Source organism: Parapedobacter sp. 2B3 (genome assembly GCF_041925275.1).
Classification (GTDB): Bacteria; Bacteroidota; Bacteroidia; order Sphingobacteriales; family Sphingobacteriaceae; genus Parapedobacter; species Parapedobacter pyrenivorans_A.
In genome coordinates, this window is the sequence record NZ_JBHEUZ010000002.1 from 62409 (window position 1) to 79393 (window position 16985).

General features: G+C 51.9%; 10 protein-coding genes. 7 read left to right on the top strand and 3 right to left on the bottom strand.

Features of this window, described 5'->3' with window-relative positions; genetic code table 11:
- Positions 1 to 20: 20 nt before the first annotated feature.
- Together ACEVG1_RS02740 and ACEVG1_RS02745 are read left to right on the top strand one after the other, a co-directional pair.
- Positions 21 to 1472: a NuoM family protein gene (locus ACEVG1_RS02740; RefSeq protein WP_374742025.1), complete on the top strand. Its 1452-nt coding sequence runs from the start codon at positions 21 to 23 to the stop codon at positions 1470 to 1472.
- 52 nt (positions 1473 to 1524) lie between these two features.
- On the top strand, positions 1525 to 2904 hold the full coding sequence (locus tag ACEVG1_RS02745) for an NADH-quinone oxidoreductase subunit N (protein WP_374742026.1): 1380 nt from the start codon (positions 1525 to 1527) through the stop codon (positions 2902 to 2904).
- A 157-nt stretch (positions 2905 to 3061) separates the two neighbouring features.
- Here the strand turns inward: ACEVG1_RS02745 and ACEVG1_RS02750 are convergent, their stop codons facing one another.
- Entirely contained in the window at positions 3062 to 6319 is a 3258-nt protein-coding gene (locus tag ACEVG1_RS02750; RefSeq protein WP_374742027.1) for a S41 family peptidase, read from the bottom strand.
- 272 nt (positions 6320 to 6591) lie between these two features.
- Positions 6592 to 7305 carry an XRE family transcriptional regulator gene (locus ACEVG1_RS02755; protein WP_374742028.1) on the bottom strand — a complete coding sequence of 238 codons (714 nt, stop codon included), beginning with the start codon at positions 7303 to 7305 and terminating at the stop codon, positions 6592 to 6594.
- A 163-nt stretch (positions 7306 to 7468) separates the two neighbouring features.
- On the opposite strand from ACEVG1_RS02755, the gene ACEVG1_RS02760 reads away from it, so the two are divergent.
- Positions 7469 to 8368, top strand: coding sequence for a HEPN domain-containing protein (locus ACEVG1_RS02760; RefSeq protein ID WP_374742029.1), 900 nt, complete (start codon positions 7469 to 7471; stop codon positions 8366 to 8368).
- An 87-nt stretch (positions 8369 to 8455) separates the two neighbouring features.
- Here the strand turns inward: ACEVG1_RS02760 and ACEVG1_RS02765 are convergent, their stop codons facing one another.
- The gene (locus ACEVG1_RS02765) at positions 8456 to 9316 is read right to left on the bottom strand and encodes a sulfite exporter TauE/SafE family protein (RefSeq protein ID WP_374742030.1); all 861 of its coding nucleotides are present in this window, start codon (positions 9314 to 9316) and stop codon (positions 8456 to 8458) included.
- Between the two features lie 508 nt (positions 9317 to 9824).
- On the opposite strand from ACEVG1_RS02765, the gene ACEVG1_RS02770 reads away from it, so the two are divergent.
- From ACEVG1_RS02770 to ACEVG1_RS02785, 4 genes are all read left to right on the top strand, one after another.
- A complete protein-coding gene (locus ACEVG1_RS02770) occupies positions 9825 to 9998 on the top strand; it encodes a hypothetical protein (RefSeq protein ID WP_374742031.1) in 174 nt (57 codons plus the stop codon).
- A 66-nt stretch (positions 9999 to 10064) separates the two neighbouring features.
- On the top strand, positions 10065 to 11627 hold the full coding sequence (locus ACEVG1_RS02775; protein WP_374742032.1) for a glycoside hydrolase family 43 protein: 1563 nt from the start codon (positions 10065 to 10067) through the stop codon (positions 11625 to 11627).
- A gap of 366 nt (positions 11628 to 11993) precedes the next feature.
- Entirely contained in the window at positions 11994 to 15080 is a 3087-nt protein-coding gene (locus ACEVG1_RS02780; RefSeq protein ID WP_374742033.1) for a SusC/RagA family TonB-linked outer membrane protein, read from the top strand.
- Positions 15081 to 15093: 13 nt separating this feature from the next.
- Positions 15094 to 16962, top strand: a complete 1869-nt coding sequence (locus ACEVG1_RS02785) for a SusD/RagB family nutrient-binding outer membrane lipoprotein (protein WP_374742034.1) — start codon at positions 15094 to 15096, stop codon at positions 16960 to 16962.
- Positions 16963 to 16985: the final 23 nt, after the last annotated feature.

The window sequence follows — 16985 nt, forward strand, 5'->3', positions numbered from 1 at the left end:
GACGAAGTTATATCGCGTACATGGACAATCTATTTATACTACTGTTAATTCCGGTCCTTGGTGCTTTGGTGCTTGCGTTCGTACGGCAGGCGCGCACGGCCAAGCAATTGGCGCTGTTGGTATCGCTGCTTTCCTTGGCGCTCACAATCCCGTTCCTGGTCAATTTCGTGCCGGATGCCAGTATGCAATTCGAGCAGCGGTTTGCCTGGATACCCGCATTGGGCATCCATTTCTATATCGGTATCGATGGGATTAGCTTACCGCTTGTGCTGCTCACCAACGGACTCATTCCCTTGATTATCCTTTCGGCATTCAGCCACGACTACAAAGGCGGTTTCTACGCATTGGTGTTGTTTATGCAGGCTGGGCTCTTGCTGGTATTCACCGCCCTAGACGCCTTCGCATTTTACGTCGGATGGGAGGTTGCGCTGATTCCGATTTACTTTATCTGCGCCCTATGGGGCGGAGAGAACCGCATCCGTGTAAACCTCAAATTCTTTATCTATACGTTTTTCGGAAGCCTACTGATGCTCATCGCGATCATCTACCTGCACGTGCAGGTACCGTCGGGCGATTACGAACTCAGCTCGTTTTACCAGCTGGCACTCGATAGCGGTACGCAACGGTGGATTTTCTGGGCATTCTTCATTGCCTTCGCGATCAAGATGCCGATTTTCCCCTTCCACACCTGGCAGCCCGATACCTATACCGAGGCACCCACGGCGGGCACGATGTTGTTGGCGGCAATCATGCTCAAAATGGGTGTGTATGGCCTTATCCGGTGGCTCATCCCGATTGCACCGTTGGGTGTGGCAGCTTACGGGCAGCTGGCTTTGGTACTGTGTATCATCGGTGTCGTGTATGCATCCATCATCGCGTTTAAGCAAGGCGATGCGAAGCGGCTGATTGCTTACTCGTCCATTGCCCACGTAGGGCTCATCGGCGCGGGAGTTTTTGTTTGGAACGTACAGGGATTGCAGGGTGCCATCATCCAGATGATTAACCACGGTATCAGTGTATTGGGCTTGTTCTTTGTTGTAGATATCCTTGTACGCCGGCTAGGTACACGTGATTTGGCCGCCATGGGCGGTATTGCCAAATCGGCACCCGTACTGGCGATAATGTTCTTGACCATCGTGATGGGGGCAATCGGCCTACCGCTCACCAACGGGTTTATCGGCGAATTCCTGTTGTTGATGGGCATTTATCAGTATGGTGTCTGGTATGCCGTATTCGGTGGGCTCACCATCATCCTTGCTGCCGTATACTTGCTACGGATGTACCAAAAGGTGATGTTGGGTGAGGTGAATGCCCAAACAAGTAATTTTGCCGACTTAAAAGGCACCGAGTGGGTGGTGTTGGCTGTCGTGGTGGTGTTGGTGGTCGGTATCGGCGTGTATCCGAAGCCGTTACTGGATATCTCGGAGGCCGCCGTTACGGAGTTGATCGATAAGGTCAGTTTGGTTAAGTAAAACGAAGGAATGCATATCCCGGAAGTGAAGGGATTAAGATAATAAACGAAACATGAGTGCAATCATTACGCTGTCTTTGTTAGCCATATTGGTGCTGTATTTGGGATTGTTCAAAGCCCGGCAAGCATTGTTGCCGGTATCCCTGCTGGGCCTTGTTGCGGCCGTGGTGCTGTATGGCGTGCAATGGGGTACAACTGCTGAGCCGCTGTATAGCGGTATGGTATTGTTCGATCATTTTGCGGTAGCATTTTCAGTAATATGCGTGGTGCTGACCGCATTGGTATTGCTGCTATCCAACGATTATTTTGACAAATCGAGCCCGCATGTGGCCGAGTATTATGCGCTTATCCTGTTCTCGCTCACTGGTGCGGTTTTGGTGGCTTCCTTCCATAACCTGGCCATGCTGTTTATCGGCATCGAAATCATGTCGGTCGCGCTGTACATCCTTGCGGGTATCCGCAAGAAAGATTTCGCTTCCAACGAGGCCGCATTGAAATACTTCCTGATGGGGGCGTTCTCTACGGGGTTTCTACTCTTTGGCATTGCGCTGCTTTACGGTGCCAGCGGCTCGTTCGATTTGGCAGCCATTAAGGATTACGTGGTATCCAACCCCCAAGGGATATCGCCATTGTTTTATGCCGGCATCTTGTTGCTGATTGTGGGTTTGGCATTCAAGGTAGGTGCTGCGCCATTCCATTTCTGGACACCGGACGTGTATGATGGTGCACCGATACTGGTTACCATATTCATGGCAACGGTGGTCAAGACTGCTGCCTTTGCCGGGTTCTTGCGCTTGTTTTATTTCTGCTTTGTGCCGTTGCAGGATTTCTGGATGCCGGTATTGTTGGTGATGACTATTATTACGCTGTTTGTGGGCAATATTACGGCCATCGAGCAGCAGAGCGTAAAGCGGATGCTGGCTTATTCCAGTATTTCGCACGCCGGTTACCTCCTTTTCGCCATTGTGGCCATCGGCGCTACATCGGCCGACTCGGTGCTGTTTTATGCCACGGCCTATTCGCTATCGACCATCATTGCCTTCGGGGCACTCATCCTGGTTAAAAAGGCAACTGGAAGTGAGCATTTCGAAGCATTCAATGGCTTGGCCAAAAGGAACCCTTATTTGTCGCTGGTCATCGCCATCGCCATGCTGTCGTTGGCGGGGATACCACTTACCGCAGGCTTCGTGGGTAAGTTCATGATGTTCTCGGGCGTATTGGCTGATTACCAGGTACTGTTGGTCGTACTCGCGGTTATCAATGCGGCCATGGGGATTTTCTATTATTTCCGGGTTATCGTAGCCATGTATTTCAAACCGATAGACCGCGACGCGGTAACGGTCAGCGGGCCGTACCGGGCCGTATTTTTCCTGGCGGCGCTCATTACCCTATTGCTGGGTGTTTACCCGGCATGGCTCACCGGCCTGATATAACGTGTTCACGCAAAGTTCACGAAGGCGCTTCGCTTTAGCGCAAAAAGCGCAAAGATGCAACTTTGGCACGCTTTGCGTAAACTGACTTTGCGTTCTTTGCGTGAAAAAGGAAAAGTTGCCGTACACCCGCGAGCAAAACCACCGATGACGATTTCTATTACTTTGATTTATCTGGGAATCCGGGTATCGGTGGTACGCCTGTAGCGCCGCCTTCAGCCAACTTCTCCAGCAATACACTGATGCCGCGTGACAGCTGCGTATCGTTGCCTTGATACTCTTGGTAGGGGTCATTGACCACCTCGATATCTGGGTGTACACCCTCCCCTTCGATAATGAACGACGAGCCGTCGGCTGCGAAATGTGCAAACTCGGGTTTACGCATATCGCCGCCATCGATAAACGGTAGAGAGCCACTGATGCCCACTACGCCACCCCAGGTGCGTTGGCCAATGAGCGGCCCGATGCCATAGTGCTTGAACTGCCAGGGGAACAGGTCGCCATCGGATGCCGAATATTGGTCGATAAGGCATACCTTCGGGCCCACATGCGCATCGGGCTTGATGGAAGCCGTTTTGCTGTTGCGGCGCATGGTGCCCAGGCCCGGCTTGCGGAGCAGCCGCTCGATGATCATGGGCGATACGTTGCCACCGCCATTGCCCCGGTCGTCGATGATGAGTGCTTCCTTATCCAATTGCGGGTAGAAGTAGCGGGCAAACTGGTTGAGGCCCTCTGGCCCCATATCGGGGATATGGACGTACCCGATACGGCCATCGCTCGCCGCGGTGACTTTCGCAATATTCTGCTGCACCCATTCGTGGTAGTACAGTGCGGATTCATCGCTGATGGGCTTCACCAATACCTTACGCGCCCCATTGTCAGATGCGGTCCCATTGATCTCGACCTCCACCAGCCGGCCTGCCTTGGCGACGAGCGTTTGGTAGATGTTATCCACGTCTTTCATCGACGTGCCGTCGATCGCGATGATGTACTCACCCGCTTTGGCATTTACGCCCGACGCGCGCAGCGGCGAGACCAGCTCCTTGTTCCAGCTTTGGCCCGATAGGATGCTGTCGATGCGGTAGTAACCACTTTCATCGCGGCTTAAGGCGGCACCCAATAACCCCATTGGGATTCGGTCCACATCGGGCCGGTCGCCGCTATTCACGTAGGCGTGGCCGATATTCAGTTCGGCGATCAGCTCGCCGACGAGGTAAGTGAGGTCATCGCGGTGGTTTACGTAGGGTAGCAACGGCGCATATTTGTCGTGCATCGCCTTCCAGTCTACACCGTGCATATTGGGGTCGTAGAAGTAATCCCGCATTTGGCGCCAGCTTTCGTCATAGATTTGCTTCCATTCCGCTTTCAGGTCTACCGTCACTTTCAGTCCGCCCAGATCCACCTTGTTGGAAGGCGTTATTTTCGATTTGCCCAGGTTTTCGATGAAAAACCCATCGCCATTGCGGATCAGGATTTTTTTCCGGTCGGTGGTTACGCTGTAATTTCCGAAACTGCCGATATCGGTTTCCTTTTTTTCTTCGAGATTGAAAAACTTGAATCCACTGCTGCCGCTGGCCCGACTGGAATAGTACAGCCCGTCTTCGGTGGCAACGAGTCCGAAATAGGAGCCCGGTGCTACCGGAAGGCTTTCGATGCGGTCGGCCAGTCCCTCTTCATCCACCGTTACGGTAACATCATCGGATGCTGCCTTATCTTTCTTGTTGTCACCTTCCTTATCGCCATTCTCGCCATCGCCTTTTACCGTCACTTCGTCACTTTGTTCAGCAAACGGTGATTTGGCGGTGGCATTCAACCGCACGAAATACGGCCTGCTCATGTCGTTGTATACGTGGTTCCATTCGGTACTGCCATATGTAGGACTGAAATCGCGCTGCGATACGAAGTACAGCAATTTCCCATCGGGGCTAAACTCAGGTTGGCCGCTGTTATACCACGTGTCTGTTACCGGTATGGTCTTTTTGCTGTCGAGGTTGAAGAGGTTGATGACCGTAAATTCACGGGCCCTTCCCGGAAGCGTGTAAGCAATCCATTTGCTATCGGGCGCGAACGTATAGGAACCTACGGTGCCTTCGTCGGCCTGCGTAATCAAGGTGCTATTGCCCGACTGGACATCTACCGCGTACAAGTGCTGGCTGCGATCGCCGTACAGCAGGTACTTGCTATCCGGGCTCCATACAGGGTTGAATTTATACGCCCCGCCGCCCTTGGTGAGTTGCTTGGCGGGCGCGGTTCCGTCCTGTTGCTGGATGTATAATTCGTCCTCCCCTGTGCGGTCGGAGACGAAACTGACCCACCGCCCATCGGGGCTCCACCCCACGTTGCGGTCGTGCGCCCCGCTGCTTTGTGTCAGGTTGCGGGTTACCCCGGTTTTGGCTGGCACAGTGAAGACATCACCCCGCGCACCGAATACCACCCGCTTGCCGTCGGGCGAAAGGTCGGCACTGTACACAAATTTGGACGCATCGACCTGCTTGGAGCGGCCCGATGCAAAATCCTCTGCAATGGTGATGTGCAGCTGTTCCGTTTGACCCGTCAACAGGTTGTGGAGGTAGATGTAACCCCCATTTTCGAAGACGATGGCGTCGCCGCCCAATGCCGGGAATTTCACATCGTACTCGGTAAAGCTCGTCACCTTTTCGGTCTGTTTGGTTTGGGTGTCGTAGACAAATAGGTTGGCAATACGGTCGCGGTCGCTCACGAAATAGATTTTGTCGTTATAGTACATGGGGAAGACATCCTGCGCCGGGTTATTGGTCAGGTTTTCCGTGGCGCCGGTGGAGGGGTCGGTCAGCCAGATGTCATCGGCCATTCCTCCACGGTAATATTTCCACGTCCGAAATTCGCGGAATACGCGGTTCATTGCCAGCTTGGTGCCGTCCGCATTGTAGGACGCCCAAGAAGCAACCGAAAAGGGGAGCTCCCGGCTCAGGTCACCGCTCAGGGGGGCAAGATAGAGTTTGCCCTTGAATGCATTGAACGAGGTGCCGCGGCCCCGATAGATCACATGTTGGTCGTCGGGAGTCCATCCCATAACGATGTTGTTTGGCCCCATCCGGTCGGCCACGTCGTCCCGGCCGAGTGTGGCGGTGTAGGTGATGCGTTTGGGCTCGCCACCCGTTGCGGGGATAACAAAGACCTCCGTATTGCCGTCGTATTGACCGGTAAAGGCGATGTGTTTTCCGTCATGGCTGAAACGGGCGAATAACTCATATCCCGGGTGGCTGGTGATGCGACGGGCCATACCCCCCTCGGTTGGGGCCACGTAAAGGTCGCCGGCATACGTAAACACCACCCGGTTGCCATGTACGGCCGGAAAGCGCAGCAAGCGTGCTTTTTCTTGCGCGGTGGTGACCAAAATACTACACAGTACAGCGATGAGTGAACAGATTTTCTTCATGAGATGCAATTAACGTTTTAAATGACTAAAAGGTACAGGCACCTAAGTTAAGGAAATCATTTCCAAATCAGGGCGTGGAGCATGGGCTGGGCATAAAAAAACCGTCCCGACAAAGTCGGGACGGCCGCCCCAATGGGGTTAGGGGCTATCAACCTAAACCTATCCGAGTAATAGCGAAAACGGTGCCAAAAATTCTTGGAGTCCGTAATCTTTTGCGTTTTTCTGAAATTTCTTGCCGATTATTGCAATATCCTGCTCCACCTTGCTATGGACTATAGTTGGTTACGGGTGATCTTGCCCTTAATAATATACAGTTGGGTAATAGAGGCCCTATCGATAACGGTATCTCCGCTATAAGCCGGATTACTTGCACGGAGGACAATCTTGCCTGCATCTTTATGTTGATAAAGCAGCTTTACGGTAATCATATTGTTGGCCAGTTCGTCGGTTACCACAAGATAAGCCTCGCCCCATAAGATGATGTCGCGGTTGGTAATCGCTTTGACAGCGATGATTTCGCCGTTGACAAAGCGGGGGTACATACTGTCGCCATAGACAGGCAGATAAGCCGTACAATCATTGAATGGTTGGTAGTCTACATAATATTCGGGGGTACTTTCACTGAAAATATCAGGTAGCCCCGCTTGCAACTGGGTAAGTTTGACATCAAAAAAGGGCACGCGCTCCTCATCTTCTACAGGTCGCGGTTGGAAAGTCGCTTTATGATATGGCCGCACCTTCAGGACTTTTTCACCCTTGCCGGTACGGAGAAACGCCGGATTGATGTTGTAGTATTCGATAATGTCTTTTGCTAGCCGTTTGCCTAAGTTGCGTTTGTTGTTTTCGATGGAAGACCCGTTGTTGAAAGCTTTCATCAATGGGGTGTAAAACTCCTCTACCGTCATTCCCAATGCGTTTCGGATCTCCTTGAGACGGGGGCCAATTTTTTCCGACTGTAAATCAATGGATTCTATGGTATTTTTCATTTAATTTCAATTTGATAATTAAAAATTATCTAAAGATAGTATCTTTGTGATGTAAGCACACCAAGCTACAAACTTAAGGAACTTGATAAGGTATGCAAATTAAAAAATGAAGGGGGCTGCCCCTTCGGCAATCAAATGACAATGATGGAAACAGACGAACCATTTGAAACCTCAACGCCCACTTACGCGGGTAAAGAAATCGATTACCATGGATATTGACCTCAATGACCTCACTGTTGCGCAGCAGGATACGCTGCGCCAATTGGCCAAGGAACTCACCGCTCGCTTGGCCACCAAGTTTATTTTTTGTTTTGCGCTACAGCAATACGATGCCCAGCGCACACACTGTTTCGCCTCGAAAGCCAGGAAGCAATGGTTTAGTGCCAATATCTTACTGGTTTATAACGACAGCGAGCAACGGTGTCTACACCATATTCAACACCTGGCGAATAGTGTAGCGATGGATGGTCAATATGCGGCGGCAGTCATGGCTTACAGTGACGCGATGGAGCGCCTAGCCAATAGGGATGCGTTTGTCTGTAAGGTGTTTCAGCATGGTGCGCTGCTCCATAGCCAAGCGAATATGCTACCACAGCGCAACGTGTTCATATGCCACGAAACCCTGCTACTGCAGACCAGGGAGGGGTGGCGGCGTTGGTTCAACAATAGTTGCCAGTTTATGGACTGTGCTAGTTATTGTCTGATGGAGCACAACTTCAATATGGGGGTATTCATGCTACACCAAACCGTGGAGCAAGCGTGTAAGGCGATGCTCAAGGTGATGTTATACATGCGGCCCAACACTCACAACCTGGCGTGGATGCTCAAGCTGTGCAGTACGTTGGCGCCCGAAATAGCCACGGTATTTCCGCGGGATAATCCCGAAAATAAGACTCTTTTCAATTTGCTCAAAAGCAGCTACATGGATAGCCGGTATGCTATGGGGTTTGCCATAAAGGAGGAAGAGGCATGGACTCTTTATTACCGCGTTTCCACTTTGTTGCGGATTGCCGGCGAGTTGTGCAATAAGCGGATAGCGGAACTGGAGGGGTTAGTGAGATAGAAGAAGCGGGTTACTATCCTGACGCACTTGCGTTAATTGAGCACACAGAACTTAGCCATTTCGAAATCCGATGTTACGTTGATCGGATCAGAAGATCGCCATATATAGGGAATACAATGACGTGGCGATAATCAGAATACCGACTGCCAAGAAAAGCGCTTTTTTTGTTACCTTTTTTGTGATGAGGGCACCCAAGGGCGCTGCCAATGCACCCCCCAAGATAAGGCCGAGAATAATCTGCCAGCTATGGATACCGGTAAAGTAAATCAACACACCGGCGGTGAAATACGTAACAAAAAACTCTGCGGTATTTACGGTGCCAATGATTGTACTTGGAGTGTTGCCCTTCCGGATAAGGTTGGAAGTAACAATGGGCCCCCACCCGCCACCGCCAATAGCATCCAGAAACCCCCCAAAAGCGGCCAGCAAAGACGCCCCTTTCGTGTTTTCTGTCGTCTTGAAATTTTTCTTGAATGCCTTAAGCAGGATGAGAACTCCCAAAATGAGCAGGTAGGCATTGATATAAGGCTTGATGCTATCGCCATCGATGACCGACCCGAGCAGGAATGCTCCCAACGACGCAAAAATGACTCCCGGTATGACCAGCTTGAAAAACAAGGACTTATTGAAGTTGCCAAACCGGATATGTGAGAGTCCGGAAACACCGGTGGTAAATATTTCGGCCGTGTGCACGGCCGCAGATGCCAGCCGTGGCGACAATCCGTAGCTAAGCAGTACGGCGCTTGAAGTGGCGCCATAGGCCATACCTAACGCACCGTCTACCATCTGGGCTACAAACCCCGCCAGCATAAACCAAAAAAACGTTTCATCGAAAAGAAGGTCCCGCGTACTTGCATAGGGAAGATACTTAATTACGACGATGGCTACCAATGCCAATTTCATCAACACGATCCCAATGGAGATATGCCGGGTTGTGATTCGCTTCATTCGCTGAATCGAGTAGGCCTGAACCCTGGCTAATGGACTCATATACTTGTGTTTATAGATATATTCATACGATGCTTTAATGACTATCCATGTAGCTTCCTGCCCACGGGCCATCCCAATACCCCGGCAAATATAAAAATACAGCACAAATTCTACCTAATAAGTAGATTATTATTTTTGAAAATTTTATCGTGGAATAGCTCCCCGCAATCCAAAATACATACGCTCCGGCCACTACATAGAATGCATCGGAGTTTCGAAACGCTGCGTTTGGGAATATGCCATTAAATTCCTTTCCTTTGTGCGGAACGTGACGGGTGGTGGCACGTTAGCAATAAATCCGAAATTAAAATAGAATCCTACATATAGATTCTGAAACCGCCATGGTTTTCGAAAACCATACATGGAAATGATCAAACCATGATAGCTTCATCGCCATTGAAGAAAAATTTAAACAGATGAAAAAACGCTTCTCGGTACATTTACAATTTTATTTGCTAGTCTAGTAATGAGCGTAACCTTGGCGGAAGAGGGTGATGACAAAATGGTGATTAAGCCAGCGCACACCAAGGTTTGGATTGCATTTCCGCTCAATGAGGTCAGGCTTTTGCCTGGAAGCCCTTTTTACCAGGCCGTGCAGATCCCTGAGGTTTTCCCGGTTATCGCTTCTACTGAAGAATGAATTACGGGTTAAAATTCGTTTCTTTGCCACTTATACCATGTAATTATCCGTCTTAAATCATAAACCATGGAAATAATTAAAACAGCATTTTTATACGTCCTCATTTTGCTCACCGTTGCGGGCTGTACCGGTAACAATACCACAAACGAGCAGGTCGAAACGATTGCCATCGTTAACCCAGTATTGCCGGGCGACCATCCGGATCCGACAGTTATCAAGATTGGCGATACCTATTGGGCATCGGCCACTTCCAATGAATGGGCACCATTGTTTCCCATCTACAAATCGACAGACCTCGTCAACTGGAAGCAGGTGTCATATGCATTTGCCGACCTACCCCAATGGGCACGCAACAATTTCTGGGCGCCTGAATTGGCCTATGACGAGGAGCAAAACAAGGTATACTTGTATTATACGGCCCGCGATAAGTCGACTGGGCGTCTCGCCGTCGCCGTCGCCAGTGCGCCATCGCCCGAAGGTCCCTACACCGACCACGGTCCGCTGGTGAGCCAGGAGCTGGGCTCTATTGACGCATATGAGGTGAGAGATGGCGACAAGATATACTTGCTTTGGAAAGAGGATGGCAACAGCAAAGGCCAGCCTACCCCTATGTGGGCACAGGAAATCAATCCTGAGCGTACTGCAATGGTGGGCGAGATGCACGAGCTCTTTACGAACGATGCTGAATGGGAAGGCCGTTTGGTGGAAGGCATCAGCGTATTCAAGCACAACGACTATTACTACGCCACGTACTCGGCGGGCGCTTGCTGCGAGGTAACCTGCAACTACAAAACGGGAGTAGCCCGGGCCAAGCAGTTGCTGGGGCCGTGGGAAAAATACGACCAAAACCCCGTGCTGGTAGACAATGATGATTGGAAGTGTGCCGGCCATGGCACGGTGGTGCAGCACGGCAGTGATTTCTACTACCTATACCATGCTTATAACCAAGCGGGCAGCGTATATGTAGGACGCGAAGGGGTGCTGGAAAAAATCAACTGGACGGCCGACGGTTGGCCTTCCTTCGCTAACGATGCGGCCTATGACCGCGATGCGAGCGCTTCTGACTATAGTGACGATTTTGCGTCTGTGGCACCCGTGTGGCGGTGGCGTGTGAACCAACCCGTTGGTTATACCGTGGGCGAGAAGGGACTGTTGCTCACCACATCCCAAGCCAACGACGGCATCGGGTCACTGCTGGTACAGCCCATCACGTCTATCAACTATGAGGTGACTGCCCGCGTAACTATGGGTTCTACCAATAGCCAGTCGGGTGCCTCCATTACCATGGTGGGTGGCGCCAACAACCATTTTGGTGCGCCCATTGCCGCTATCGGCATCGGGGTTTTCGGAAACCAGGTGAAGGTTTGGCGGATTGCGAAAGATGATGTGCAGGAACTTCAAATACTTGATGTTCCAGCGATTCAAGATGAAGTAACCTTGAAAATGGCCGTGTCTGATGGCCACATCGTCGACTTTTCATGGCAAGATGGTGGTGCATGGAAAACCGTACTGGAAGGATATGACGCCGCATCGTTAGTGCCATGGGGTATGGGCTTCCGCGTAGGACTAGCCGGTCGAGGTGAGGGTGCTCAGGTCCGGATCAGCCAACTCGATATCAAAAACAATTAAGGTAGCCTGTCTTTTCAAAAGTTAGCACGGACAGTGCGAAACGACCCTGCAGAGATGTACCAACCTGCGACAGCCCGTTGGGGAGCCTAGGCATGTGTCGATACGGCACAAAGTATGGTCTAAGCTGCAAAGTGGCAGTTCGGAACGGGCTAGAAACGCAATAAACAGTGTTATTATGCGGTTTTGTAAAAAAAACATGCATAAACATGCGTTATTTTAAAATCTATTCCATATTATTGTAAGCAAATTCATAGCATCCGTGTAAAAACGTGCGATGAAAACCAATTGAACCCCCAATTTAATTGAGACGGAACTTAATTATTATTGTGTAACTTAACTTACGTTATTGTGAAAAAGCAACGACTAATGTGTACACTGGAAGGTTTTTTGATGTGTTTGTGTTGCGTTTCAACGCTCTTTGCACAGACCCGGACAATTACCGGCACAGTGTATGACCAAGCGAACGAGCGCCTGTCTGGCGTGACGGTGCGGGTGGCTGAGACAACTGCCCAAACCTCTACCGACGGCAACGGCAACTTTACCATCAGCGCACCGGAAGCGGGTTCTCTCGTTTTTACGGCCGTGGGATTTGAAGCGCAAACGGTGCCGATAGGCACACGGACTACGGTGACCATCACCATGGTAAGCAGTGTACGCAATCTGGGGGAAGTAGAGGTAACCGCCGAATTTGGTATGAAGCGTACGGGCCGGGCCATCGGCTCTTCGGTGCAGCACATCGATGGCAGCACGATCAGCGAATCGGGGCGCGATGCCTTTATCACCGCCCTGGCGGGCCGCGTGCCGGGATTGAATGTAACTTCTACAAGTGGGGCACCGGGCGCTTCCACCACCGTGGTACTGCGCAACATCACCTCCATCTCAGGCAACAACCAGCCTCTTTATGTGGTAGACGGTGTGCCGATGAACAACAGTACGTTTGACCCAATCAATATGGCGGGTGCAGGCGGCGATTCGTATTCAGTACGTAACCTCGATTTCTCGTCACGCGGCAATGACTTCAACCCCGAAGACATCGAGTCGATCACGGTGCTGAAAGGCGCAGCGGCCGCAGCGCTGTACGGTTCAGACGCATCTAACGGAGCTATCATTATCACTACAAAAAAGGGTACGGCGGGTAAAGGAAGGATAACTTACAGCAATTCCTTCAAATTCGACAAGGCCTACGGCTATCCGGAGATGCAGGATAAATATGCCAACGGCTACTATGGCACCACCAATTATTACTACCAAGGTAAGTATGGTGGGCTTTATCCCGAAGGCGTGCCCATCTACGACAACATCGCCGCTGTGCTACAAACGGGCTATACCAATAAACACAACGTGTCTGTGGATGCGGGCAACGACCGGGCAACCATGCGGGCCGGCTTCTCCTACCTGGGGCAGGAGGGGGTGATTAAGACTACAGATTATGATCGGACCAACCTGAGCTTGGCCGGACAGGCCGCCATAACCGACTGGCTGAAATTCGAAGGCAGTATGCAGTATACGCGTACAGGCAACAAAAAAGTGCTACGCGGCACGGATGGCCCTCTGCACCGAGCCATGCTGTGGCCTATGGTGGATAACATGCTCAACTACCTCGATGCCGACGGCAGCCATATGCGCGTAGCCGATTATTACCTTGATACCGACCTGCTGAATCCGCTCTTTATGCTGAATAAGAACAAGTACTTCGACAAGTCGGATCGCTTCCTCACCAACGTGGCGCTCAATTTGACACCCGTGAAGAACACCTTTGTTAGAGGGCAGATTGGCTGGGACGTAGGAATGCAGACATTCGAAACCTCGGCACATCCCTACTACGCTGCCAACAACGATGGTGTAGGCCAGTATAATTTGATACAAGCCAACTTCTCTGACCCCACTATCAATATCTTGGCCGGCTATAACAACAACTTTTTCGAAGACAAGTTCTCCTTTTCCGGCCAGGTAGGCTACCACCAGTTGGAAAATGCCGTAACCCGGCAAGCGACCTACGGTACCCGTTTCGTCGTGCCCGACTTCCAATCGATCAACAATACGGACCCGGCCACGCAGACTTCCACCCAGCGCAATACAAAACGGCGTATACAGGCGTTTTCGGGACAGTTTGAATTCGGCTACAACAACCTGGCATTCATTACGCTGCGGGCTCGGAACGACTGGTCGTCTACGTTGCCGAAGGACAACAACCGATATTTCTACCCCTCCATCGAGGGATCGCTCATCGTGTCCGACTTACCCTTCATGAAATCCATCCAGGCCATTAATTACTTGAAACTACGGGGCTCGCTGGCGCAGGTGGGTAAGGATGCCGGTCCGCTGGAAATCGACCCCCAGTTGGAGGCTACCGAATTGACGGGCGGGGGGTTCAAATATGGTTTTACCGGACCAAACCCCAACCTGCGGCCCGAGATGACCACGGCACATGAAGCCGGTATCGACCTGCAACTATTCAACAGCCGGCTGAATGCTAGCTTCACCTATTTCGGCACCCGAAACGAAGACCAGATCGTGAAGGGCTTCCGCCTCAGCTATGCCACGGGCTTTGTGCTGAACACGATGAACGTCGGGTCGTTCAAGACCTGGGGCTGGGAGGCCCATATCGACGGCGACCTCGTACGCAACCCCAATGGGTTGACTTGGAACGTAGGCTTCAATGCCTCGCATGGCGATTCGGAGGTGCTATACCTGCCGGAAAACGTAACGGAATACTATAACCCCTACACTTGGAACTCGGGCAATATCCGGAATGGCATCATGGTGGGCCAACCGATCACCACACTTACGGGCCGCGCTTATGAACGGAACGATGCTGGCGACATCCTGATCAGCCCATCCACCGGTTTGCCGCTGGTGAGCCCCGTATGGTCAGTGGTGGGTGACCGGGAACCGGACCTCCGCTTCGGCATCACTACCAGCTTACGATACAAAGATCTCCGCCTATCGGCCCTGTTTGCCGGCCGCGTGGGGGCAACCGTAGTAAACGGCACCAAGCGCGCCATGATGAATAGCGGCACCAGTTGGGAGTCGGTAACACTGCGTGAGAGTGGGCCGCACATCTTTGAAGGGGTACTGCGCGACGGTAACGAAAACTCAGCAAACCCCACGCGAAATAATATCGTAACCGACTACCGCGTATATGGTACCACCGTGTATATAGGAAACGATGAAGACTGGCTCGAATCGGGCGTGAACTACCTGCGGCTGCAGGAGTTGCGCCTCTCCTACCGCATACCGGCATCGCTGTTGAGCCGTGCTCGCATTGTAAATGGGCTAGACGTTTTTGTAGTAGGGAACGACCTGCTAACCTGGACCAACTACTCGGGCATCGACGCGGTGGGCAACACGGTGTCTGCCGCTGCGGGCGGCACGGGCGGCGAAGGGTACGACGTGTGGTCGATGCCCAACCCGCGCGGGATTACATTTGGGGTCAGTTTGGTGTTGAATTAAAAAAATGATGACAATGAAAAAGCTATTCATATATGTGTTTCCGCTATTTCTCCTGTTGGGCAGTTGCGAGAAATACCTGGACGTGAACCATAATGTTGATGCCCCCGCAGAAGTGGATGGATTCCTTTACTTGGCCAACATCACCCAGCAGTACCAAGGCATCTATTGGGATATCCGAGCCTTGGGCCCGATGACCCAGATGATGGGGACAACTAGCTATACCTCTTTCGCCAACCATTATTACAGCCTGGGCAGCGACGCCGGCGGTGAGATCTGGCGGGTGGTGTACTGGAACCAGGGGATGAACCTCGAAAACCTCATCAACCAATCGATGGAAGAGGAGCATTGGACCCTGGCTGGCGTCGGCCTGGCCATGAAAGCGTTTAGCTGGGACATGCTCACCAAAGTGCATGGCGAAGTGCCGATGACCGACGCGTTCGTACCGGGGCTGCTCTCGCACGATTACGACTACCAGGATGCGGTTTACGAGCAAGTGCGGGCATGGGCCTACGAGGCCATCGAACTGTTGGAGCGCCAAGACGATAACAACTACGGCTCCAACATTAGCGACAACGACTTCATCTATCAGGGAGACAAATCGAAATGGATTAAATTCGCTTATGCGGTGATCGTGCGTAACCTGGCGTCGCTCACCAACAAAACAAATTTTACGTCGGACTATGCGCAGGAGCTAATCGATGCGGCCGGCAAATCTTTCCAAAATGCGGCCGATGATGCCACCGTTTCCATCGTGGGCGGCTCGCAATCGGCCCCATACAGCGGATATAACAACTTCTGGGGCACCTCGCGCAACAACTTTAACTGGGACTATTTCCAGCATGAGTATGCCGTGCAAGTGATGACCGGTACGGTGCCGGAATATGACCAGGCCACGGGCGACAAAATCCGCCTGCCGGACAACGACTACCATCCCTACCGGTTGGCCGACAAACAGATCATCACTGATACGCTGATGGACCAACCGGGGCATTTCGACCCAAGGGTAACGGTGAAGTTATCAACGACAAGCAATCCAACATACCTCAACCTGGATGATGCTGATAGTATAAAAGCATACGAATACTACGGTGGTAGCTTTACCGGACGCTCGGGGCCCATCGGTACCGCACCAAACTTCTACGGACGGGAAGCCACCTCGACATGGCAGGGCAACGAACACGATGGAATCGGCCGCTGGCTGTACCGCGATGACGCTCCGTACATCCTCACCACCTATGCCGAAATCCAGTTCTGCCTGGCGGAAGCTTACTGGAAACTGGGGCAGCAGGCACAAGCCTTCGAAGCCTTCAAAAATGGGGTGCGTGGCGATATGGAAACGGCCGCTCGCTATATCGACACCGGCCGGGAAGGCAGCCCCACAGGCGGCGACAAAATCGAGAAAGGCATCTTTACCGCTCTGGGCGAAGAATACCTCAACGGCCCCTATGTTGGTGGTTTGAATATGGCCGACTTCTCCCTTTCGCATATCATGATGCAGAAATGGGTGGCCCTGTACCCTTGGGGGGCGCCCGAAGCGTGGGTGGATATGCGCAAATACCATTACGATGTCGAATATACGGGCGACTACCCGAGCAATGGCAATGGCTGGATACAGGCGTTGCTGGAACAGAAATGGGATAGCGACCCCACGAAGGTATACAAGGGCTTGTTTATGGCGCCGGCACAGGTGCAGGGTCGTAAAAGTGCCTACGCCATCCAGAACGAGGGCTCGCCAAGCTACCGACTCCGACCACGCTACAACTCGGAGTATATGTGGAACCTCGAATCACTCGAATCATTGAAGCCGATATCGGGCACCGCTGATAACTACCAGACCTCGATACCGTGGTTTGCGTATCCGGGCGACATACCCACGAACTAAGTTTTGAAATAGTAACTAGTAAA

Bases quoted from the DNA above. Each gene is read 5' to 3' on its own strand.
- ACEVG1_RS02770 (WP_374742031.1), top strand. From the start codon at position 9,825: ATGAGCGTAACCTTGGCGGAAGAGGGTGATGACAAAATGGTGATTAAG.
- ACEVG1_RS02765 (WP_374742030.1), bottom strand. From the start codon at position 9,316: ATGAAGCGAATCACAACCCGGCATATCTCCATTGGGATCGTGTTGATG.
- ACEVG1_RS02755 (WP_374742028.1), bottom strand. From the start codon at position 7,305: ATGAAAAATACCATAGAATCCATTGATTTACAGTCGGAAAAAATTGGC.
- ACEVG1_RS02775 (WP_374742032.1), top strand. From the start codon at position 10,065: ATGGAAATAATTAAAACAGCATTTTTATACGTCCTCATTTTGCTCACC.
- ACEVG1_RS02785 (WP_374742034.1), top strand. From the start codon at position 15,094: ATGAAAAAGCTATTCATATATGTGTTTCCGCTATTTCTCCTGTTGGGC.
- ACEVG1_RS02740 (WP_374742025.1), top strand. From the start codon at position 21: ATGGACAATCTATTTATACTACTGTTAATTCCGGTCCTTGGTGCTTTG.
- ACEVG1_RS02745 (WP_374742026.1), top strand. From the start codon at position 1,525: ATGAGTGCAATCATTACGCTGTCTTTGTTAGCCATATTGGTGCTGTAT.
- ACEVG1_RS02780 (WP_374742033.1), top strand. From the start codon at position 11,994: ATGTGTACACTGGAAGGTTTTTTGATGTGTTTGTGTTGCGTTTCAACG.
- ACEVG1_RS02750 (WP_374742027.1), bottom strand. From the start codon at position 6,319: ATGAAGAAAATCTGTTCACTCATCGCTGTACTGTGTAGTATTTTGGTC.